An 18,895-nucleotide genomic window follows, 5' to 3' on the forward strand; every position below is an offset into this window, starting at 1 on the left:
ATCAGGGGGCGGGCGAGGAGCTCTTCGAGGGTGTACGTGCGGGGGCGGGTGACGCCGCGGCCGCGGATCCGCAGCCGCCAGGTGCCCGCGTCGACCCGGGGGACGACGAGCGCGGTGTCGACCCGGTAGAAGTCCCGGTTGGGCGTGGTGAACGGGCTGATCCCCGGCACCCGCAGCTGCGCACCTGCCGGGACGGGCGGGGCGGGTGAGGCGGGGGCGGGCAGGACGAGCGCTGCGCGGGAGGCGAACGCCCCCTCGGCGCGCTGCCCGGTGAGCACCCGCCCCAGCGCCCCCGCGGTGGCGGCCGCCGCGGCGGTCACGGAGGCCGCGTTGAGGAACCGGCGCCTGCTCAGGCCGGCGGCCCGCGCGGATCCCCGTCCGCCGTCCCCCGCCCTGCTGCCCTCGGGCCCGGGGGCAGGGACGGCGACCGGAGCGGCCCGGCCGGCCAGCACGTACAGCGCCGCGGCCCCCGCCACCGCCCCGGCCAGCGAGGGCAGTACGTCGCCCGCCCCCGCGCTGTCGGGCCGCCCCAGCGCCGCGGCGGCGCCGACGGCCCCGAACAGCAGCACCCCGGCCGCCGCCGTCCGCCGCAGCCTCAGCGCCAGTACGCCCAGCAGGACCGAGAACAGCCCGAGGAGGACGAGGATCCCGACCTGGAGCGCGAGCTTGTCCTGCTCCCCGAACGTACGGATCGCGAAGTCCTTCACGGCGGCGGGCGTACGGTCGACCACCGCGCCCCCGACCACCGTCACGGGACCCGCGGCGGGCCGGACCACGGCGGCGGCCAGCTCGGCCGCGGCCAGCGCGGCGAACCCGGCCAGCAGGCCGGACAGGGCGCCGGGCCAGAGGCGGGAGCTCGTAGTGCGGAAGCTGCTCACACCCGCCATTCGGCGGCGCCCGCCCGGCGGATGGGTCCTTCACCCGTACGAGTGAAGGCGGCCGATCCGCGGGCGGCTTGCGGAGCCGGTACGCAACCGGTCCAGACAGGTAGGGAGGGGGTACGGGGGCGGTACGGGGGCACCCGCCGCCGCACCAGCACCTCCGCAGTCCCCGCGTCACCCGTTCGAGACAAGCCGCACGCATCCGCCGGTGCGTCCGCTACGAAGACCTGTATGGAAGGACACACGTACGACACCGCACCCGCCCCGACTGCGACACCCCGCCCCACTGCCCTGCCCCGCCCGCCCGACGAAGGACCCGTATGCGATGGACGCCCCGCTCCCGGCCGGACGCCCCGGACCGCCCCTCCGACTGGTCTCCCGGGCGGGGGACGGCCCGGTGAACCGCCACGGCCGCCTTCCCTCCGACGCCCCGGGGCCCGCGCAGGGCCCCGGCGCCGGTCCCGTTACGGGCCGTCCGGACCTGGCCCCGCTCGTGGAGCAGGTCGCGCAGGGGGACAAGGAGTCCTTCTCCGCCCTCTACGACGCGCTGTCCCCGATGGTCTTCGGGATCGCCCTGAAGGTCGTGCGCGACCGGGCGCAGTCCGAGGAGGTGGCGCAGGAGGTGATGGTCGACCTGTGGCGGCAGGCCGCCCGCTACCGGCCCGAGGCCGGTTCCGTCCGTACCTGGGCGGCCACCATCGCGCACCGGCGGGCCGTGGACCGCGTACGGTCCGCGCAGGCCGCCGCCGACCGTGAGCAGGCGCAGGCGGCCCGCGAGCACACCACCGCCTTCGACGAGGTGGCCGAACAGGTCGAGACGCGTCTGGAGTCCGAGCAGGTGCGCCGGTGCCTGCGCGGGCTGACCGAGCTCCAGCGCCAGGCCGTGACCCTGGCCTACTACCGCGGACTCACCTACCGTGAAGTCGCCGAGGCCCTGCGCACACCGCTTCCCACCATCAAGACACGCATGAGCGACGGGCTCATCCGGCTCCGCGACTGCATGGGGGTGACCACGTGACACACCGCGGATCCGACGACCGCGACGCCGCCGCCGGCCCGTACGCGAGCGAAGACCTGCACGCCCTCGCGGCCGGGTACGCCCTCCACGCCCTGGAACCCGCCGAGGAGGAGGCCTTCGCCGCGCACCTGGACCGGTGCGCGAGCTGCCCGGCCGAGCTGGCCGGGTTCCGGGCCGCCGCGGCCCGGCTGGCCGCCGCCGAGGCGCAGGCGCCGCCCGCGGCGCTCAAGGCGCGGACGATGGCGGCCGTCGACGGGGTGCGCCAGCTCCCGCCCGCGGTGCCGCCGCCCGCACCGGGGCCGCCGCCCGCGCGGGAACCGGAGCGCGGGTCGAGGTCCGGGCCGGGGACCTCCGCCGTACGGGCAGCCGTGCCGCACGTACGGCCCGCCGGGGTGCTGCGCCGCAAGGCCGTCCCGCTCGCCCTAGCCGCCTGCCTGGCCGCCGCGGCGGGTTTCGCGGGCCTGGCCGCCTGGCAGCGGGGAGAGAGCGAGGACCTGCGGCAGCAGGCCCGGCAGGCCGAGCAGCGCCTCGACGCCATCAGCTCCGTCCTGGCCGCGCCCGATGCCCGCACCGTCCACGGCAGGACCGCGAACGGCGCCCTCACCACGGTCGTCGCCTCCGGGGCCCGCGACCGGGCCGTCTTCACCGCGGCCGGTCTCCCGGCCCCGGGCGCGGGCCGGACGTACCAGCTGTGGCTGGACCACGACGGCACCATGCGGCCGGCCGGGTTCATCGACGCCGACGGGACGGTGCTCGTCGAGGGCTCGCCCGCCGACGCCACCGCAATCGGCCTCACCGTCGAACCCCGCGGCGGCTCCCCGGCCCCGACCTCGGCCCCGCTCCTCCTCCTGCCCCTGCAAGCCTGATCTGTCCCCGCGGGCCCCGTCCTGTCCCCGCGGGCCTGATCCTGCCCCTGCGGGCCTGGTCCGGCCGCACCCCGGCCGCCGCGGCTACCCGGGCGGCTCTCACACGTGTGGAGCGGGGCCGACGGGGCAGGAGCGCGCAGAGCTGCTGCCGGGGCCGGCTGCCGTCCCGGCAGCCGGCTCGCGGCGGCCCGCAGGAGACAGGGGAGCGCCCGCGATGGACGACAACGACCTCACCCGGCACCGGATAGTGGCGAACGGCCTGGTGGTGACGGTGCACAGCCCGGTCGGGCCGGACCGGCGCGCCGCGCTGACCCGCGAGATCGACATGCTGCTCGCCGCGCACCGGCCCGAGCACCTGGTCATCGAGCTGAGCCGGCCCGCGGCCACGGCGGCCGCCGTCTCGGCCGTCCTGCGCCTGCACCGCCACTGCGCCGAGCTGGGCGTTCCCCTCTCTGTCGCCACCCCCTCGGCCGGGGCCCGCCACCTCCTGCGCGCCGACACCACCGCCCCCGGCGGCCGCCCCGGCCTTCCCCGGCTGCCCGTCCACGAGCGGGTCGCCGACGCCCTGCGGGCGACGGCCCGAGCAGGTCGGCAGGGCGGCGTCCGCAGGGTCCCGGAGTCCGCGGGCGCTGCCGGATGAACGGGCGCAGGCGGCTGAACGGGCGCGGGTAGGCCGCCCCGGGGTTCAGTCCCGCGGTCCGGTCAGGGCGCCCGCCAGGACGGAGGCGGTCAGGGCGACGAGCTCGTTGTCCGCCGGGGCGTCCCGGGCCGGTTTGGTGGTCATGACGGCCAGGACCAGCGGGGCGCGCTGCGGGGGCCAGGCGATCCCGGCGTCGTTGTTCGTCCCGTACGAGCCGCCGCCGGTCTTGTCCCCGATCCGCCAGTGCGGCGGCAGGCCCTTGCGGAAGCGGTCGCCGCTGGTGGTGTTGGCCAGCAGCCAGCCGGTGAGCAGGGCCCGGTCGCGCTGGTCGAGGGCGTTGCCGAGGACGAGCCGGGCGTAGGTGTGGGCGATGGCGCGCGGGGTGGTGGTGTCGCCGACCCGGTCCGGCTCGGCACTGTTGAGCTCGGGCTCCCAGCGGTCCAGGCGGGTGGTGCGGTCACCGAGGGAGCGGGCGAAGGCGGTGACGGCCCGGGGGCCGCCGAGCTCGTGCAGCAGGAGGTTCGCGGCGGTGTTGTCGCTGTGGGTGAGGGAGACCTCGCAGAGCTCGGCGACCGTCATGCCCGTGGCCACGTGGTCCCTGGTCACCGGGGCGTGGCCGGAGCGCTCCACGTCCGCCTGCGTGTAGCGGATGCGGCGGGCGAGGAAGGAGCCGTCGTGGTCGAGGTCCCGCAGGACGGCCGCGGAGGCCAGCGTCTTGAACAACGAGCACATCGGGAAGCGCTCGTCCGCGCGGTGGGCGAAGGCGCGCCCGGTCGCCGGGTCGTAGCCGAAGGCGCCGATGCGGGCACCGTGCTCGCGCTCCAGGGCGGTGAGGGCACGGCGGATGCCGCCCCGCGGCTCCGCGGGACCCGGTGGGGCCGCCGTGGCTGCTGTGGCTGCTGTGGCTGCTGAGGAGGACAGGACGAGGCCGGTTCCGGCGGCGAGGCCGGCGGCGAGCAGGGTGCGGCGGCGGGCGGGGCTGTCGTGGTCCACGGGTGCGCTCTCTCGTTCGCCGGGTTCGTTATCGATCATGACGATGGGGGGCGGTGCGCCGGTTCCACCGGGTTTGGCGATCTTTCATGGACTGTGGTCGGAGATGATCTCCGGCCCCCCCCGGGAATACGTCGTACGGGCCACCCGTTCACCGGTATAGTTGAAACATCAACAATCTTGGTGGCGTCGCCCGCGCCCCAAGGGGAATGGGAGAGGGAGCCATGCAGTTCGGGATCTTCACCGTCGGTGACGTCACGGCCGACCCGACGACCGGCCGGACGCCCGGCGAGCACGAGCGCATCAAGGCCATGGTCGCCATCGCGCAGAAGGCCGAGGAGGTCGGCCTCGACGTCTTCGCCACCGGCGAGCACCACAACCCGCCCTTCGTCCCCTCCTCGCCGACCACCATGCTCGGATACATCGCCGCCCGCACCGAGAAGCTGGTCCTGTCCACCTCCACGACGCTCATCACCACCAACGACCCGGTGAAGATCGCCGAGGACTTCGCGATGCTCCAGCACCTCGCCGACGGCCGCGTCGACCTGATGCTGGGCCGGGGCAACACCGGCCCCGTCTACCCCTGGTTCGGCAAGGACATCCGCGACGGCATCGACCTCGCCATCGAGAACTACGCCCTGCTGCGCCGCCTCTGGGACGAGGAAACCGTCACCTGGAAGGGCAAGTTCCGCACCCCCCTCCAGTCCTTCACCGCCACCCCCCGCCCCCTCGACGGGGTCGCCCCCTTCGTCTGGCACGGCTCCATCCGCTCCCCCGAGATCGCCGAGCAGGCCGCGTACTACGGCGACGGCTTCTTCCACAACAACATCTTCTGGCCCGCCACCCACACCCGGCAGATGGTCGAGCTCTACCGGCAGCGCTACGCCCACTACGGCCACGGCACCCCCGAACAGGCCATCGTCGGCCTCGGCGGCCAGGTCTTCATGCGGAAGAACTCGCAGGACGCCGTACGGGAGTTCCGCCCCTACTTCGACAACGCCCCCGTCTACGGCCACGGCCCCTCCCTGGAGGAGTTCACCCGCGAGACCCCGCTCACCGTCGGCTCCCCGCAGCAGGTCATCGAACGGACCCTGTCCTTCCGCGACTACGCCGGCGACTACCAGCGCCAGCTGTTCCTGATGGACCACGCGGGACTGCCCCTCAAGACCGTCCTCGAACAGCTCGACATCCTCGGCGAGGAGGTCGTCCCGGTCCTGCGCAAGGAGTTCGCCGCCCTGCGCCCGGCCGGAGTCCCGGACGCCCCCACCCACCCCGCCCGCGTCGCCGCCGCCCGTGCCACCTCGAAGGAGACGACCACCGCATGAAACTCGTCGTCGTGTCCGCCGGACTGAGCACCCCCTCCTCCACCCGCCTGCTCGCCGACCGCCTCACGGCCGCGACCCTCCGGCACACGGAGGCCGGACCCGGGGCGGCCGGGGCGGCCGAGGTGATCGAGCTGCGCGAACTCGCCACCGACATCGCCCGGCACTTCACCACCGGCTTCCCGCCCCCGCGGCTGGCCGCAGCCCTCGACGCGGTGGCGGCCGCGGACGGCCTGATCGCGGTGACCCCGGTCTTCGCGGGCTCGTACAGCGGACTGTTCAAATCCTTCTTCGACCTCATCGACAAGGACGCCCTCACCGGCACACCGGTGCTCCTCGGCGCCACGGGCGGCACCGCCCGCCACTCCCTGGTCACCGAACACGCCCTGCGCCCCCTCTTCTCCTACCTGCGCGCCCTCACCCTGCCCACCGCGGTGTACGCCGCCTCGGAGGACTGGGGCGGGGACGGCCTGTCCCACCGCATCACCCGCGCAGGCACCGAACTCGCCCGCGCGATGCAACCGGCCGCCCCGGACCACGCCCGGGAGCCGGGGACCCCGGACGTGGACACCGCCGCGGCCATCGCCCCCCGCTCCCTCACCGGCGCGATCACCTCGGTCGACCCGGCGGACGGCTTCGGGTTCGTCCCCTTCGCGGAGCGGCTGGCGGCACTGAGCGCCGAGTAGCCCGCACCGGCGCACCAGCGGCGACGGGCCGCCGTACCGGGATCCGGTACGGCGGCCCTGGCGTGCGTGGTGCGGGGCTGCGGCGGGCTCAGAACCCGCAGTGCGAGGTGGAGCCGTTGCCCGGCAGCAGGTGGTCGCTCACCCAGCCGTACTTGCCGTCCGTGGAGTTGTAGAGGTACGTCCAGCTCGCCGTGGGGGTGGCCCAGGTGTAGCAGTAGTAGACGAGGGTGTCCTGGTTGTCGGCCCAGCCCTTCACCGCGCAGCCGGTGTTGGAACCGCTGCGGATGTTCGCGGCCACGCCGGCCGTCATCCGCACCGTCCGCCCGTCCTTGTACACCCCCTCCTTCCCGCAGGGCGCGGCCGCGGCCGCCGTCCCGGCCGTGCCGACCAGGGCCGCCGGGACGGCGAGTGCGGTCAGGGCCGCGGTCACGAGCCCGTACTTCGCCAGGGTGGTCTTGAGGTTGCTGATCACGATTCCTCCTGTGTTGAGGGGGGTCGGAACTGCCACGGCGAAGCTCGCAGCGGGCCCCGCCGTCTAGCAAGGAATCCGCCCCCGGTGGGATGCTGGGACGCCGCAACGCCCGCTTCCAGGAGCTCAGTTGACCTGCTGGGACACCGCTGGGACGGGCGTCGGCGCACCGTCTCGGCAGGGGAGCCGGGGCACTGGGGGAGCAGGGGAGGCCATGGCTTCGCAGCCGAGGGAGTTCGAGGAGTTCGCCGCGTGCCTGCGGGCGCTCAAGGAGCGGTCGGGGCTCAGTTACGGGGCGCTGGCCCGCAGGTCCGGGATCAGCAGCTCCAGCCTGCACCGGTACTGCTCGGGTTCGTACGTCCCCCAGGACTACGGGTCCGCGCACCGGTTCGCCGCCGCCTGCGGGGCATCGCCCGAGGAACTGCGCCGCCTGCACCGGCTCTGGGCCCTGGCGGACACGTGCCGGGACCCGGGCCGGGAACAGCTCCGGGACCCCGGCGGCGAGCGCGCGCCCGAGCCCGCATCCGGGCCGGGCCCGGCCCCCGGTCCCGCGCCTGCGCCCGCGCATGCTTCCGGCCCCCCGCCCCAGCCGGGCCCGTTACCGGCACCCGAGTTGCGTGCCGAGGCCCCGCCCACCCGCCCCGGCACGGGAACCGGCCCCGGCACCGAACCCGGCCGTGACCCCCGTACCTCCCCCCGGCACCGCCGAAGAGCCGTGGCCGTCGGCGCCGCCGTCCTCGCGCTCGTGATGGGTGCCACGGCGTGGATGGTGGCCGCCTCCGACGCGGAGACCGCCTCCGGCGGCGCCCGCGGCAGCGGTTCGCCCGGGTCGGGGGCGGGCGGCCGCCTGCTGTTCACGGCCGCCTGCACCGAGCCCGTGAACATGGGCCAGCACGACGCCTGCGTGAGCGAGGTCCAGCGGCTCCTGGTCCGGGCCGGCGGGAAACTCGACGTGGACGGGGACTTCGGCCCGCAGACCCTGCGCCGCGTGACGGCCTTCCAGGTGCTGTCCGGCATCGTCCCCAACGGGGTCGTCGCCGACGAGACGAAGAAGGCCCTCCACGGGCCCGCGACCCGCGGGCGGATGGTCACCTGGACCCCGGAGAAGGTACGGCACCGCGTCCGCGAGGTGTTCCACGAGGCCCCGGACCGGGCCGCCGCCATCGCGGACTGCCAGTCCTTCCTCGACCCGCTGCACATCCTGCCGAACACCAACGGCAGCCGGAACTGGGGCGTCTTCCAGATCTCCGACGGCCGGCTGCGCGAACTGGGCGGCACACCGCGCCAGGCCCTGGACCCGGAGTGGAACATCCGCGCCGCCCACCGGCTGTGGAGCCGGACCCGCACCTTCGCCGACTGGCCGAACTGCGACCGCGGCTACGGCAGTCCCCAGCCGGTCCCGACCCCCGCCCCGCCCACCCCTTAGCCCGTCCAGGAGGCGGCCCGGGGTTCGGCCAGGGGGTGAACCAGGGGTTTGTCAGGGGCGGGGCTGGTAGTGGTCCGGGCCGTCGGCCGCGAGGCTGGGGGCATGGTCGCCGCCCCGCCCCGCCGCCCCCTCCGGTCCGCCCGCGCCCTCCTGGCCCCCGCGGTCTGGGCCGTGGCGGGGCTGGCCGCGTTCGCCGCGCTGTGGTCCCCGACCGACACCGATCCGGGGCTCAGCCCCTACTCCCTGACCGTCAGCGATTTCGCCGCGCTGGACCGAGGCGGGCCGATCGAGACGGGCATGGCCCTGCTGGGCGCGGTCTCGCTGGTGCTGCTGGTCGCGGCGGCGCGGGCGAGACCCGCCCTGGTCCGGGGTCTGCCCGCCGTCCTGCTGTCGGTCTGGGGGCTGGGGCTGCTCACGGCCGCCGCCGTACCCACGGACCCGCTGGTCAGCGAGGGCCTGAGCGCGGGCGCGTACGTGCACCGCTACGCCTCCGTCGCGGCCTTCGCCGCGCTCCCCGCCGCCGGGCTCCTCCTGTCCCGCCGCATCCGCCGCCCGGGCGCCGACCCCGGCGGGGGCGCCGCGGCCCGTCGGCTCCGGCTCCTCGCCTGGGCCTCCCTGGCCGCGGCCGCGGCCATGGCCTGTGCGGCGGGGCCGGGCGGCCGCGATCTGATCGGCCTGGCCGAAAGGCTCCTCCTCGGGTTCGAAGTGGCGCTCGTCTGCGTCCTCGGCGGCTACGTCCACCGCCTGGGCCCGCCGTCCGTCAGTGGTGGCCGGCCGGGACCGGGGTGAGGGCGGCCGCCGGTTCGCCGAGGCGGGCCGCCGCCGTGCGCCAGGCCGCCGTCACGGCCTCGTGGGCGCGGGCCGTGCGGTCCGCGTGAGCGCCCGTCAGGACCACCGGGGTGCCTGCGTGGACGTGCAGGCCGGGGCGGCGGAGGGGAGCGGTGGCCGCGCCCGCGATCTGCTTGGCGCGGCTGCCGGAGGTGATGCGGCGCGCGCCCGCCTGGCCCAGCGGGACCACCGGGGCGCCGGTGCGTTCCACGAGCCGGGACAGGCCGCTGCGGAAGGCCTCCGGGGGCGCCTCGCCGGGGCAGCGGCGCAGCGGCAGGCGGCCCTCGCCGTAGATCAGGACGAGCCGGCCGCGCGCCAGGGCCTCCGCCGCGTGGTCCAGGGCCTCGGCGGCCCGGCGGTCGCCGCGGTGCACGGGGATGTGGCCCTCCCGGGCGAGCGCCCGGCCCAGCACGGGTACGCGCCACAGCCCGGCCGTGGCCATGACCACCGGCTCGACACCGAGCCGGCGCAGGCCCGCGAGCACCACCAGCGGATCGGCCAGCGAGGTGTGGTTGGCGGCGATGACGCTGCCCGGGGCGAACTCCGCGCCGGGGTCGGCGGTGACCGTGAGGCGCCCCAGGGCGGGTACGGCGGCGTGGGCGAGTCGGCTGAGCATGAGCGGGTCCCCCGGTCCGGTGCGGTGGCGATGGTGGCTGCGGCGGTGCCTGCTGCTGCGGCGGGCAGCGCCGTGATGATCCTCATCGTGGCCTGAAGACGACGACCGGGCTTGAGTAGCGGTACTCAGCCGGGGCGCGCGGACGTACCTGCGCACGTGCGTACCTGCGCGCACCGGCTGCGCCTGTACCCGCCCTCCCCGCCCGACCGCCGGGCCGCGGAGGGGAGTCCGCTCGAACGGGTGATGCGGGGGACGATCCGGCAACAGCCCCCGGCGATTGCCGCCGACACTGGCCCGGACCGGCGGCCGAACGCGGCGCACGGGACGACCGAAGGAGGAGCATCGTGGTTGCGCACGGCGGCGACCGGGGCCGCGGGGCGGGGAACCCGGCCGAGGAGGCGGCGGTCCTGGTGGCCGGCCTCGCCGACCTCGCGCTCAGCGGACTCGGCAGGGCGCTGAACGGCGCCTCCGGCCTGCTGCGCCGGGCCGACCTCGGCGAACTCCTGGCCGACGGGCACGAGGAGGTCATGGCCCGCGGGCGGCTGCTCCTCGACCGGCACGGGACCACGGCACCCGCCCACCTCGAAGTCCTCGCCCGCGCCGCGGCCGCCGCCCGCGCCGGAGCCGGTGGCGGGGCCGCTGGCGAAGGGGGGAGCGGCGGCCGTGCGTGAGGTGCAGGGAGAGGGCGGGGCGCCGGGGCAGGGGCAGGGGGAGGACCCGGGGGAGGAGGAGCGGGAAGGGCACCGCGCCCTCAAGGAGCGGATCGACCTCGTCCTCGGGGAGTTCGTCGCCGCCGAGGCCCGGGAACTGGCCGCTCTGGACCCCGCCCTCGGGCCGGTGGCGGACCGGCTGCCCGCCGCCACCGGGCACGGCAAGCGGCTGCGCGCGGCCTTCTGCTACTGGGGCTGGCGGGGCAGCGGCCAGCCCGACAGCGAAGCGCTCGTACGGGCCGCCGCCGCGATCGAGCTCGTCCACGCGGCCGCGGTCGTCCACGACGACCTGATCGACCGCAGCGAGCTCCGGCACGGCCGCCCCACCGCCCACGCGGCCCTGCGCGACTGCCGCCCCGGCCCCACCGGCCCCACCGGCCCCTCCAGTCCTGCCACCCCGACCACCCCGGCCACCCCCTTCCCCGAGGAATCGGCCCGCGCCCTCGCCCTCCTGGTCGGGAACCTCCTCATGTCCATGGCCGGCCAGCTGTTCACCACCTCCGGGCTCCCCACCGCCTTCCTCGGCCGCGCCCGCCCCCTGTGGGCCGTCCTCGCCCGGGAACTGGTCGCCGGGGAGTGCCTGGAGATCCTGCGCACCGGCTCCGAGCCGGACGCCGGGGCCTCGGTGAAGGTGATCCGGTACAAGACGGCCAAGTACACCGTGGAGCACCCGTTGCGCATCGGCGGGCTCCTCGCCGGGGCGCCGGCCCGGCTCCTCGACGCGTACACCGGGTACGGACTGCCGCTCGGCGAGGCCTTCCAGCTGCGCGACGACCTGCTGGGCCTGTTCGGTGATCCCGCGCGCACCGGCAAGGACCCCGCCGACGACCTGGCCGGCAACCGCCCCACCGTGCTCATGGCCCACGCCCTCGGCGCCGCGGCCCCCGCCGAACGCGCCGAGCTGCGCCGCATCCTGGGCCTCGGCCGCGCGGGCCTCGGGGCCGAACAGGTCGAACGGGCCAGGGAGATCGTCCGCGGCACCGGGGCCCCGGCCCGGGTCGAGGACATGATCGCCGTACGGCAGCGCGAGGCGCACGAGGCGCTGGCCGCCGCGGACCTCACGGGCGGGGCCCGCCGCGCCCTGACCGCGCTCGCCACGTACGCGGCCGACCGCACCCACTGAACCCTGCCGCACCCGCCGCATCCGCCACCCACGGCATACGGAACCCGCCGTACCCACTGCATGTGGACCCCACCGTCCCGCCCCCTCCCGCAGGAGCAGCACGATGACGACCTACACCCCGGCAGCCCTGGACGCCCTGCGCACCCAGGGCGACGCCCTCGCCGACGCAACCGTCGCGACCCTTTTCGAGCGCGGGGAAATCGGGAAGTTCAACTCCCTGATGCGCTACGTCTCCACGGTCGGACAGGAACTCCCGGAAGGCCTCCCGGAAGTGGCGCGCGAATACCTGCACGCCACCGGGAGCCCGCCCGACTGGGTGGACTGGGACGAAATGGAGAAGGCCCGGCTCTTCTTCATCGACAACAACGTGCACATCTCCACGGCGCTGTCCTTCGCCTCGATGCCGGCCTGTTACGTCGTACCCCACGTGGCCCGGCTGCTTTCCGCGACCCATTCGCTGAAATACCCTGCCAAACGCATGGCCGAGACGGGTCAGTTCACCGTCTACCTGATGCAGCCCGATGCCTTCGAGGCCGGCAGCCGGTTCATCCCGGCGGCCCAGAAGGTCCGGCTCCTGCACGCCTCGATCCGCCACCACCTCCGGCGCGAGGACCGCTGGGACACCGCGGCCCTCGGCCTGCCGATCTGCCAGGAGGACATGATCGGCGGCCAGATGATGTTCTCCATCCAGGTGCTGGACGCCCTCCACCGCCTCGGCATCCACATGAGCAACGAGGGCGCGGACGCGTACTTCTACGCCTGGCGGGTGGTCGGGGCCATCCTCGGGATCGACCAGGAGCACGCCCCGCGCGACCTCCGGCAGGCCCGCGCCTTCTCGGACCTCTACATGACCCGGCACATGGGCCCCAGCGAGGAGGGCGCGCACCTCACCCGGCAGCTCATCGACCTGTACGAGGAGGTCGTGCCCGGCACCCTGCTCGACCCCGTGGTCCCCGCCCTGATCCGCTACCTGATCGGCGACACCTGCGCCGACTGGCTCGGCGTCCCCCGCAGCGCCTCCTGGGACACCCTGGTCAAGGCGGCCCCCGCGCTGCTCGGGGTGCTGGAGGGCATGGAGGACCGCTCGCCGCTGGCCGCCTGGGCCCTGGACCGGCTCGGACACCTCACCACGGTCCTCGAACTGTCCTCGCTCACCCGGGGCCGCGTCATGCACTACGCCGTCCCCGACCGCCTCAAGGCCGACTTCGGTGTCAGTACTGCCATCCGGCCCACGGCCCGCTGGACCCCGCCGCCGGCCACCGTCAACCACCGCCCTTGAGTCACGTCCCCGCGGATACCTGCCGGTAGTTGTGGCTTCAACGCCTTTGGCGCGGTGCAGCTCAGCACGCTGATCCCCGTTCCGCCCGCCGCGCGGATCACATTCCGTCACTGGTCGGCGACGTGGCGCAATCGGATTCTTTACTGCGGGCCGTGCGGAAGGAAGGCTGTACCCCGTACGGCGGGGCCGGGTAGCGTCCGGTCCGGCATCGGGAGCGAGGTCCGATTCCGTACGGCCGGATATTGGGAGTTCCGAATATCCGATCTCCGATATCCGCATACCCGGGCGTCCGTAAGACCATTGCGCCGGGTGGTCCGCAGCGCATTCCCCCGGGAATGTGGACCGCCCGTTCCGGCGGCCCGGAATTCCCGGCCGCTCCAGCACCGGAAGCCCCGCGCGCCTCCCTTCACCACCCCGCGCTTCCCCGCCGCGCCGGTGGAAGTCATCAGGCGGCGCAACGACACCGTGCGCCCGTTCCGGCAACTGACGGCTGCCGGGGGCACGTTGTAAGTTCTTCATACCGAAGGCATATTCCACCAGCGGCTTCCACCGTTGAGAGGAACGCGCATGACGAGCCATGCAACCGAAGCCGATCGCGAAGGCGATCCCGAAGGCGGATCCGGGGCAGCGCCCGGTGCCGGCCCCCAGGCCGGCGCCGCAGCCGCCCCGGGCACCGCATCCGGCACCGACCTCGAAGGGCAGCTCCGCCGGGCCCTGGACGCCACGGGCACCGGCAAGCGCTGGACCTCCGGCGCGGACGGGATGTGGCGCCACCTCACCCCCGTCTCCGCCGTCCGGCGCGAGCAGGGCTGGAAGCTCCACGTGTCGGCGACGGCCGCCTCCGCGCCCGCCGTCCTCGCCAGAGCCCTCGACGTACTGCTGCGGGAGGACTCCGCCTTCAAGTTCGCCCGCTCCCTCGACCAGGTGAGCGCGCTCAACTCCCGCGCCACACCCCGGGGCAGCTCCGGCAAGTTCCTCACCGTGTACCCCCGCTCCGACGAGGCCGCGGCCCGCCTCGCGGGGGCACTGCACCGGGCCACCGCCGGACTCCCCGGCCCGCGCATCCTCTCCGACCAGCCCTACGCCGCCCAGAGCCTGGTCCACTACCGCTACGGCGCCTTCGTCGGCCGCCGGCGGCTGTCGGACGAGGGCCTGCTCGTGTGGACCATCAAGGACCCCGACGGCAACCCCGTCGAGGACAAGCGCACCGGCCGGTACGAGCCCCCGCCCTGGGCCGTCAGCCCCTTCCCCGCCTCCGTCCCCGCGCCCCCGCCCCCGGAGCGCGCGGCGGCCCGCCCCGTCCTGCTCGGCGGCCGCTTCGCGGTCCGCGAGGCGATCCGGCACACCAACAAGGGCGGCGTCTACCGCGGTACGGACACCACCACCGGCGCCCCCGTGGTCATCAAGGAGGCCCGGCCGCACGTCGAGGCGGACACCTCCGGGAACGACGTACGCGACTGGCTGCGCGCCGAGGCCCGCACCCTGGAGAGACTGTCCGGCACCGGCCTGGCACCCGAGCCGCTCGCCGTCTTCGAGCACGGCGGGCACCTCTTCCTCGCCCAGGAGGAGATACCCGGCGTCCCCCTGCGCACCTGGGTCGCCGAGCAGTTCCGCGACGCAGGCTGCGAGGACTACCGCGCCGACGCCCTCGCCCAGGCCGCCCGCCTGGTGGAGCTGATGGCGGCGGCCCACGACCGCGGCTGCGTCCTGCGGGACTTCACCCCCGCCAACGTGATGGTCCGCCCCGACGGCGGGCTGCGCCTGATCGACCTGGAACTCGCCGCCTTCGAGGACGGGGAGGCCCTGCCCACCCGCGTCGGCACCCCCGGCTTCAGCGCCCCCGAACGCCTCGCGGACGCCCCCGTCTCCCGGACCGGCGACTACTACAGCCTCGGCGCGGGCCTGTGCTTCGTCCTCACGGGCAAGGTCCCCCAACTCCTGTCCGAGGAAGCGGCCGGGGAAGGGGAGAGGGCGGGGGAGGGGGCCGGCGGGAGGACCGGGGACCCGGCAGGGCAGCCGCCCAGGCCCGACGAGCAGCGGCTCGCCGAGTGGATGGCCGCCTGCACCGCCGTCCTGCCCCTCCCGGAGGGCCTGCCCGAGACCATCCTCGGCCTGATGAGGGACGACCCGGCCGCACGCCTCGACCCGGCAGCGGCGCGCGCCGCGCTCCGCCGGACCGGACCCGCCGTGCCCGCCGCACCCGCCGTGCGTCCGGGCCCCGCCCCGGCCGCGTACGTCCCCGCGCAGGACGCGGTCGAGACCGCCGCCGCCGGGATCGTGGACCACCTCCTCGACGAGATGACCCCCGGGGACGAGCGGCGCCTGTGGCCCGTCTCCACCCGGGCGGGGGAGACCGACCCCTGTACGGTCCAGCAGGGCGCGGCCGGGGTCCTGGCCGCCCTGACCCGGTACTACGAGCTCACCGGAGACCCCCGCCTGCCGGCGGCCCTGTCCGCCGCGGGCCACTGGATCAGGGCCCGTACGGACCTCCGGTCGGCCCGCCCCGGCCTGCACTTCGGCGCCGGGGGCACCGCCTGGGCCCTGTACGAGGCCGGGGCCGTCCTGGACGATCCGGTGCTCACGGGACACGCCGTGAGCCTCGCCCTCGCCCCCCAGGAGCCGACGGCCTGCCACGACATCACCCACGGGCACGCCGGCAGCGGCCTGGCCGCCGCCCACCTGTGGCACCGCACGGGCGACGAGCGCTTCGCCGACCGGGTCGCCGAGGCCGCCGACCGGCTGGCGGCCGCCGCCCGGCCGGAGGAGCACGGACTCAGCTGGCCCGTCCCCGCCGAGACCCTCGCCGCCGAGGCGGCCGCCCCCGGGGCGGACCCCCCGGGAGAGGCCGGGAAACGGTACCTGGGCTTCGCCCACGGCACCGCCGGCGTCGGCTGCTTCCTCCTGGCCGCCGCCGGGGTCACGAAACGCACCGACCACCTCGACCTCGCCCTCGGGGCCGGGGAGCTGCTGGCGGCCCAGGCCGTCACCGTCGGCGGGGCGGCCCAGTGGCCCTCCCAGGCCGGGGACGTGCCCACGGCGCCGTACTGGTGCCACGGTTCGGCGGGCATCGGCTCCTTCCTCGTGCGGCTGTGGCAGGAGACCGGCGACGAGCGCTTCGGCGCGCTCGCCCGGGCAGCCGTCCCGGCCGTCGTCGAGCGGGCCTCCCGCGCCCCCCTGACCCAGTGCCACGGCCTGGCGGGCAACGGGGACTTCCTCCTCGACATGGCCGAGGCCACCGGGGACCCCCGCCACCGCGCCGCCGCCGAGGACCTGGCCCGCCTCCTCGTCGCCGAACGCGCCCACCGCAACGGCCACGTCGTCTTCCCCAACGAGTACGGGGAGGTCTCGACGGGCTGGAGCGACGGATCCGCAGGAATCCTCGCCTTCCTCCTGCGGACCCGACACACGGACTCCCGGCTCTGGACCATCCGGCAGCCGGGCTGAGCGGCAGGGAAACCTGCCGCCGAACCCAAGAAGAGCACCTCGCAGAGAAGGAGAAAGTCATGGAGAACCGCGACCTCGAACTGCTGGCTCACCTGCACGCCCTTCCGGAGACCGACCCGGTCGGCATCGACGCCCCCTTCGGCGGCACGTGCGAGTGCGTCGGCCTGCTGACGCTCCTCAACACCGTCTGTATCGGCATCAGCTGCGCCTGATCGCCGACCGACCAGGCCCTCCCGCCCCGACCCCGGCGGTGAGGGGGCAACCGGGCGCCCCCTCGCCGGCCCGGCCGGGACGGTGCCGGAGGGCCGTATGACCTCCGGCCGGCGGCTGCCCCCGCGGCGCCGCCGGCCGGAGCAGTCCCGACCGGGGTCCGGATCCGTCCGGGCCCCGGTTCTCCGGTTTCCGGTCCCGGGTCTCCGCGCCACGGCGGGCGGCGAGCGTCGCCAGCCCGTACGTCCGTGGACCCGTAGACCCGTACGCCGACAGGTACGCAGCACCCGCGCACCGCGCACCACCCCGCCCGCCCCGCGAGATGAGGACCCGCCCATGCAGCCACCCGCCGGTCCGGCGTACGCCATCAGCACCCGCGGCCTGGTCAAGAGCTACCCCGGCCCGGACGGCACGGCCACCCACGCCATCCAGGGCCTGGACCTGGACGTCCGCCAGGGCGAGGCCTTCGCCTTCCTCGGCCCCAACGGGGCCGGCAAGTCCACCACCATCTCCCTGCTCTGCGCCCTGGCCCGCCCCACCGCCGGACACGCCACCGTCGCCGGAGCCGACGTACTCGCCCAGCCCGACCGGGTGCGCCGCAGCGTCGGGATGCTCTTCCAGCACAGCTCGCTCGACGCGGACCTGACGGTCGAACAGAACCTGGCCATCCACGCCCGCCTCTACGGCATGAGCCGCCGCGACGCCCGCCGCCGCACCGGCGAGACCCTGGAGGCCGTGGACCTGGCCGACCGGCGCCGCTCCCCGGTGCGCGCCCTGTCCGGCGGGATGCGGCGGCGCCTCGAACTGGCCCGCGGCCTGCTGCACGAGCCCCGCATCCTCTTCCTCGACGAGCCGACCACCGGACTCGACCCCCACGCCCGCGCCCAGGTCTGGGGGCACCTGCGCGAACTGCGCGAACGGCACGGCTGCACCCTCTTCGTCACCACCCACTACCTGGAGGAGGCGGAGCACTGCGACCGCCTCGCCGTCATCGACCGCGGCCGGCTCGTGGCCCGCGGCACCCCCACCGCCCTCAAGGCCGCCATCGGCGACGACCGCGTGGTGCTGAGCACCGGCGACGACGAGGCCGCCCACCGGGTCGTACGGGAGAGCACCCCGCCGGGCACCCGGACCGCCCGCGACGGCGAGGGAATCAGCCTGCGCCTGCCCGACGGCAGCTCCTGGATCCCCCGGCTGTGCGCGGAGCTCCAGGCCCACGGCATCCCCGTGCACGCCGCCTCCGCCACCCCGCCCACCCTCGACGACGTCTTCTTCCACCACACCGGCCGCAGCATCCACGCCGCAGCGGCCCGCCCGCCGGCCGCGGCGCAGGCCGCCGAGGAGGACGCATGACCGCGCCAGCAGACCAGGCCGCGGCCGCGGCGGCAGCGGACCCCGGTGCCGGCACCGGCCCAGGGGGCGGGCAGCCTGCGGGCCGCCGCCTCGTCCGCGAACTGCGCGCGGTGCACGCCCTCATCCACCGCGACCTGCTGAGGCTGTCCGCGCAGCCCGCCCACACGGCCCTGATGCTGCTCCAGCCGGTGCTGTACCTCTTCGTGCTCGGCGGCGGCCTGGCCGCCCTGATCCCACGGTCCACGCTCGGCACCGGCTACCAGACGTACCTGTTCCCCGGCATGCTGATGATGACCGTCCAGACCCCCGCCGTCATGGTCGGCATCCGGCTGATCACCGACCGGCAGAGCGGTTACCTGCGCGAACTGCTCATGGCCCCGGTCAGCCGCTCCTCGCTGCTGCTGGGCAGCTGCGCGGGCGGCACGGCCGTCGCCGCGGTCCAGGGCACCCTGCTGCTCGCCCTCGCCGGTACGGTCGGCCTGCCCTACGACCCGCTGCTCATGCTGATGCTCCTCGGCGGCATGGTCCTGGCCTCCTTCACCCTCACCGCCCTCTCCCTCGCCCTGGCCGTGACGCTCAGCCGGCCCGAGCTCTTCCACATGCTGCTCGGCCTGGTGATGATGCCGCTGCTGTTCCTCTCCGGCGGCTTCTTCCCCACCTCAGGCCTCCCCGGCTGGGCCGCGGCCGCAGCCGCCGCCAACCCCCTCGCCCACGCCGTGGACCTGCTGCGCCGCTGCATCTCGCTGCGCGTACCGGACCAGGCGGCCGCCCCGGGCATCGAGTGGTTCGGCAGCCCGCCCCCGCTGCTCCTCGAAGCGGGCATCCTCCTGGCCACCGGCACCGCGGCCCTGCTGTGGGCCGCCCACCGCTTCGGCCGCCCCGAGTAGCGGCCGGACGAGCGGCCCCGGGCCAGCCGCAGCGGGGGCTGCCGGAGCTGCGCGGAGGAGGGGTCCGGGGCGCACGGCGTCAACCGGGCTCCCTCCCGTCATCCCATGCCGCGCGCACTCCCCGTCCCCGCCCTCCCGGGGCCGGGA

Annotated in this window: 18 protein-coding genes; 14 read left to right on the forward strand and 4 right to left on the reverse strand. The window is 75.6% G+C overall.

Features of this window, described 5'->3' with window-relative positions; genetic code table 11:
- A partial coding sequence (locus tag ACZ7JZ_RS18605) for a twin-arginine translocation signal domain-containing protein (RefSeq protein ID WP_470940280.1) occupies window positions 1-887 on the reverse strand: 887 nt, incomplete at its 3' end.
- Between the two features lie 319 nt (window positions 888-1,206).
- Here ACZ7JZ_RS18605 and sigK point away from each other — a divergent pair.
- From sigK to ACZ7JZ_RS18620, 3 genes are all read left to right on the forward strand, one after another.
- Window positions 1,207-1,899 (forward strand): ECF RNA polymerase sigma factor SigK, encoded by a 693-nt coding sequence (gene sigK, locus ACZ7JZ_RS18610; protein ID WP_470940283.1) that lies wholly within the window; start codon window positions 1,207-1,209, stop codon window positions 1,897-1,899.
- A complete protein-coding gene (locus tag ACZ7JZ_RS18615) occupies window positions 1,896-2,765 on the forward strand; it encodes an anti-sigma factor (RefSeq protein WP_470940286.1) in 870 nt (289 codons plus the stop codon). Before sigK ends, ACZ7JZ_RS18615 begins: the two co-directional genes overlap by 4 nt.
- A gap of 214 nt (window positions 2,766-2,979) precedes the next feature.
- On the forward strand, window positions 2,980-3,405 hold the full coding sequence (locus tag ACZ7JZ_RS18620) for a hypothetical protein (RefSeq protein ID WP_470940289.1): 426 nt from the start codon (window positions 2,980-2,982) through the stop codon (window positions 3,403-3,405).
- A gap of 45 nt (window positions 3,406-3,450) precedes the next feature.
- Here ACZ7JZ_RS18620 and bla read toward each other — a convergent pair whose 3' ends face one another.
- On the reverse strand, window positions 3,451-4,437 hold the full coding sequence (gene bla / locus ACZ7JZ_RS18625; protein ID WP_470940292.1) for a class A beta-lactamase: 987 nt from the start codon (window positions 4,435-4,437) through the stop codon (window positions 3,451-3,453).
- Window positions 4,438-4,619: 182 nt separating this feature from the next.
- Between bla and ACZ7JZ_RS18630 the strand changes: the two genes are divergently transcribed.
- Window positions 4,620-5,720: an LLM class flavin-dependent oxidoreductase gene (locus ACZ7JZ_RS18630; RefSeq protein ID WP_470940295.1), complete on the forward strand. Its 1,101-nt coding sequence runs from the start codon at window positions 4,620-4,622 to the stop codon at window positions 5,718-5,720.
- The gene (locus tag ACZ7JZ_RS18635) at window positions 5,717-6,403 is read left to right on the forward strand and encodes a CE1759 family FMN reductase (RefSeq protein WP_470940298.1); all 687 of its coding nucleotides are present in this window, start codon (window positions 5,717-5,719) and stop codon (window positions 6,401-6,403) included. Before ACZ7JZ_RS18630 ends, ACZ7JZ_RS18635 begins: the two co-directional genes overlap by 4 nt.
- Before the next feature lie 88 nt (window positions 6,404-6,491).
- Here the strand turns inward: ACZ7JZ_RS18635 and ACZ7JZ_RS18640 are convergent, their stop codons facing one another.
- Window positions 6,492-6,875 carry an SH3 domain-containing protein gene (locus ACZ7JZ_RS18640; RefSeq protein WP_470940301.1) on the reverse strand — a complete coding sequence of 128 codons (384 nt, stop codon included), beginning with the start codon at window positions 6,873-6,875 and terminating at the stop codon, window positions 6,492-6,494.
- Window positions 6,876-7,086: 211 nt separating this feature from the next.
- Between ACZ7JZ_RS18640 and ACZ7JZ_RS18645 the strand changes: the two genes are divergently transcribed.
- Complete coding sequence (locus tag ACZ7JZ_RS18645; RefSeq protein ID WP_470940304.1) at window positions 7,087-8,298, forward strand: helix-turn-helix domain-containing protein; 1,212 nt, start codon at window positions 7,087-7,089, stop codon at window positions 8,296-8,298.
- 102 nt (window positions 8,299-8,400) lie between these two features.
- A complete protein-coding gene (locus ACZ7JZ_RS18650) occupies window positions 8,401-9,087 on the forward strand; it encodes a DUF998 domain-containing protein (RefSeq protein ID WP_470940307.1) in 687 nt (228 codons plus the stop codon).
- On the opposite strand, the gene ACZ7JZ_RS18655 is transcribed toward ACZ7JZ_RS18650, so the two are convergent.
- Window positions 9,059-9,742 (reverse strand): lysophospholipid acyltransferase family protein, encoded by a 684-nt coding sequence (locus ACZ7JZ_RS18655; RefSeq protein WP_470940309.1) that lies wholly within the window; start codon window positions 9,740-9,742, stop codon window positions 9,059-9,061. The genes ACZ7JZ_RS18650 and ACZ7JZ_RS18655 overlap by 29 nt on opposite strands.
- A gap of 344 nt (window positions 9,743-10,086) precedes the next feature.
- Between ACZ7JZ_RS18655 and ACZ7JZ_RS18660 the strand changes: the two genes are divergently transcribed.
- The 7 genes from ACZ7JZ_RS18660 (at window position 10,087) to ACZ7JZ_RS18690 (ending at window position 18,748) form a co-directional block, all read left to right on the forward strand.
- Window positions 10,087-10,413 (forward strand): hypothetical protein, encoded by a 327-nt coding sequence (locus ACZ7JZ_RS18660; protein ID WP_470940312.1) that lies wholly within the window; start codon window positions 10,087-10,089, stop codon window positions 10,411-10,413.
- A 91-nt stretch (window positions 10,414-10,504) separates the two neighbouring features.
- The gene (locus tag ACZ7JZ_RS18665) at window positions 10,505-11,575 is read left to right on the forward strand and encodes a polyprenyl synthetase family protein (RefSeq protein WP_470940658.1); all 1,071 of its coding nucleotides are present in this window, start codon (window positions 10,505-10,507) and stop codon (window positions 11,573-11,575) included.
- A gap of 103 nt (window positions 11,576-11,678) precedes the next feature.
- Entirely contained in the window at window positions 11,679-12,854 is a 1,176-nt protein-coding gene (locus ACZ7JZ_RS18670; protein WP_470940315.1) for an oxygenase MpaB family protein, read from the forward strand.
- 567 nt (window positions 12,855-13,421) lie between these two features.
- On the forward strand, window positions 13,422-16,298 hold the full coding sequence (gene lanL / locus ACZ7JZ_RS18675) for a class IV lanthionine synthetase LanL (RefSeq protein ID WP_470940318.1): 2,877 nt from the start codon (window positions 13,422-13,424) through the stop codon (window positions 16,296-16,298).
- Window positions 16,299-16,357: 59 nt separating this feature from the next.
- Entirely contained in the window at window positions 16,358-16,510 is a 153-nt protein-coding gene (locus ACZ7JZ_RS18680; RefSeq protein WP_470940321.1) for a VenA family class IV lanthipeptide, read from the forward strand.
- A gap of 334 nt (window positions 16,511-16,844) precedes the next feature.
- The gene (locus tag ACZ7JZ_RS18685; protein ID WP_470940324.1) at window positions 16,845-17,861 is read left to right on the forward strand and encodes an ABC transporter ATP-binding protein; all 1,017 of its coding nucleotides are present in this window, start codon (window positions 16,845-16,847) and stop codon (window positions 17,859-17,861) included.
- Window positions 17,858-18,748, forward strand: coding sequence for an ABC transporter permease (locus tag ACZ7JZ_RS18690; RefSeq protein ID WP_470940327.1), 891 nt, complete (start codon window positions 17,858-17,860; stop codon window positions 18,746-18,748). The genes ACZ7JZ_RS18685 and ACZ7JZ_RS18690 overlap by 4 nt, the downstream gene beginning before the upstream one ends.
- Window positions 18,749-18,895 lie beyond the last annotated feature (147 nt).

Source organism: Streptomyces sp. NPDC038213, from assembly GCF_055600495.1.

Bases quoted from the DNA above. Each gene is read 5' to 3' on its own strand.
- ACZ7JZ_RS18630 (WP_470940295.1), top strand. From the start codon at position 4,620: ATGCAGTTCGGGATCTTCACCGTCGGTGACGTCACGGCCGACCCGACG.
- sigK (WP_470940283.1), top strand. From the start codon at position 1,207: ATGGACGCCCCGCTCCCGGCCGGACGCCCCGGACCGCCCCTCCGACTG.
- ACZ7JZ_RS18645 (WP_470940304.1), top strand. From the start codon at position 7,087: ATGGCTTCGCAGCCGAGGGAGTTCGAGGAGTTCGCCGCGTGCCTGCGG.
- ACZ7JZ_RS18650 (WP_470940307.1), top strand. From the start codon at position 8,401: ATGGTCGCCGCCCCGCCCCGCCGCCCCCTCCGGTCCGCCCGCGCCCTC.
- ACZ7JZ_RS18620 (WP_470940289.1), top strand. From the start codon at position 2,980: ATGGACGACAACGACCTCACCCGGCACCGGATAGTGGCGAACGGCCTG.
- ACZ7JZ_RS18685 (WP_470940324.1), top strand. From the start codon at position 16,845: ATGCAGCCACCCGCCGGTCCGGCGTACGCCATCAGCACCCGCGGCCTG.
- lanL (WP_470940318.1), top strand. From the start codon at position 13,422: ATGACGAGCCATGCAACCGAAGCCGATCGCGAAGGCGATCCCGAAGGC.
- ACZ7JZ_RS18670 (WP_470940315.1), top strand. From the start codon at position 11,679: ATGACGACCTACACCCCGGCAGCCCTGGACGCCCTGCGCACCCAGGGC.
- ACZ7JZ_RS18655 (WP_470940309.1), bottom strand. From the start codon at position 9,742: ATGCTCAGCCGACTCGCCCACGCCGCCGTACCCGCCCTGGGGCGCCTC.
- ACZ7JZ_RS18635 (WP_470940298.1), top strand. From the start codon at position 5,717: ATGAAACTCGTCGTCGTGTCCGCCGGACTGAGCACCCCCTCCTCCACC.
- ACZ7JZ_RS18690 (WP_470940327.1), top strand. From the start codon at position 17,858: ATGACCGCGCCAGCAGACCAGGCCGCGGCCGCGGCGGCAGCGGACCCC.
- ACZ7JZ_RS18680 (WP_470940321.1), top strand. From the start codon at position 16,358: ATGGAGAACCGCGACCTCGAACTGCTGGCTCACCTGCACGCCCTTCCG.
- bla (WP_470940292.1), bottom strand. From the start codon at position 4,437: ATGATCGATAACGAACCCGGCGAACGAGAGAGCGCACCCGTGGACCAC.